The organism is Roseivivax sp. GX 12232, from assembly GCF_021272185.1.
Classification (GTDB): Bacteria; Pseudomonadota; Alphaproteobacteria; order Rhodobacterales; family Rhodobacteraceae; genus Roseivivax.
This window is the reverse complement of record NZ_JAJSEC010000030.1, coordinates 1-1490: the sequence shown is the minus strand read 5'-3', so window position 1 is coordinate 1490 and position 1490 is coordinate 1. Positions and strand designations below refer to the sequence as shown.

Below are 1490 nucleotides of genomic sequence, written 5' to 3'. Positions count from 1 at the left end.
CGACGGGGATGATGACAACGCGCAGGGTATCGCGTCGCTGGGCCAGGCCTTCGTGGCCGCCTTCAACCAGCCGCGCAACTCCCAGCCGGTCAACGCGCAGAGCACCAATCTCGTCCTGACGCCACAGGCACAGCCGTTCAATCCCTGATCCGCTCAGGGTGACACGGCCATGATCGGGCCCCCGGACAACCGTCCGGGGGCCCTTTTCGTCAGGGATCGGGTGCGTCTTGCCGCTCTGACGGCAGCGGCAGGTACCGGCGCGAGACGACGCTCACCGATTGGGCAGAAAGCGCATCGCTCCGCCGGATGCGGCTTTCCATTCGGACCGCCGCGCCGTCGGCCTCGGCCAGCACCACCACGTCGAAGAGGTTCGAGGTGAAGCCCGAGTGATCGGGCCGGACCGCGCCCGCGCCGCGCAGCGCCTCGCGGGTGATCTGCCCCTCGCGATCGCGCCGGGCAATGAGCCGTGCCGCGATGGCGCGGTTGTTCAGCATGGCGCGCAGCAGTGGCGGCTCGACGGTGTTGAGGTTCACCGTGGCATCGGAGGGCAGCACGGCCACATGCGGCGACAGCGCCTCGATCGCGGCGGCGGGAATGCCAAAGCCTTCGAGGTCCGACAGAGCGCCCACCGGTCCGGTGCGCCTCAGGATCGCGGCGATGCGCCGGGCCAGCTCGGGCGGCTGGTCAAGCTCCACGAGCAGCCGGGCCAGCACCTCCACCGGGCCAAGCCCGCCCAGGGCCAGCCTGTTGATGTCGTATTTGCGCTGCAGGTCTTGGATCTCGACCGAGAAGCGGCCGGTGACGAGCTGCACCTCCTCCTGCGCGATGGCGGCCCAGGCTTCGCCGAAGTGGTCGACATCGGGCGCCTGGTCGAGGTCGCGGCGCAGGGCAGCCACCACCGAGGCTTCGGCGCCCAGCGCGATGAGCTCGGCATCGCCGGCCCGCGACAGCCCGGTGACGCGGTCGATGGCGCTTTCGCGGCTGCTGAGCATCAGATGCACCACCGCCGCGCTGAGCGCGATGATGACCAGGACGTTGACCAGCACAACGCCGCTGTCGCGCCGCCGCCTCATCGCTGCGCCGCCCCGGGCAGCGCGAAGAGCCGCACCAGGTCGGCCGCCTCCGCCTGCCCCGGCGCGTCGAGCCGCAGCGTCAGCTCGGCGGCCACCGGCGGCGCCCCCGGCGCCTCGGCCTCGGACTGGCCGGCGGGCGGCCAGCTGTCGCGCCAGCGCCCGCCCGTGTCGAGAAGCCGCCAGCGCGCGCCCGCGACCCCGCCGAGCAGGCGCTGATCCACCGGCCCGCCCTCCTCTGCCCGCAGGACGCGCAGCAGCCGGCCCGCCTCGAGCCGCAGGTCCTGGCGGGCCAGCCCCTCGCCTTCGGCACGCAGGAAACTGAAGACCTCGGGGCCCAGCGTCACCGCGCCCGGAGCCAGCTGCGCCAGATCGCGGCGCAGCACCAGGAGCGCGCGGTCGATCTCGACCAGCCGCTCG

At 72.9% G+C, this 1490-nt stretch carries 2 protein-coding genes; both read right to left on the bottom strand.

All coding sequences use genetic code 11. The annotated features are described in order from the left end of the window. Positions 1–209 precede the first annotated feature (209 nt). The gene (locus LR948_RS18745) at positions 210–1073 is read right to left on the bottom strand and encodes a general secretion pathway protein GspK (protein ID WP_232755684.1); all 864 of its coding nucleotides are present in this window, start codon (positions 1071–1073) and stop codon (positions 210–212) included. Next, on the bottom strand, positions 1070–1490 hold a 421-nt coding region (locus LR948_RS18740), incomplete at its 5' end, for a type II secretion system protein GspJ (RefSeq protein WP_232755683.1). The genes LR948_RS18740 and LR948_RS18745, both read right to left, overlap by 4 nt.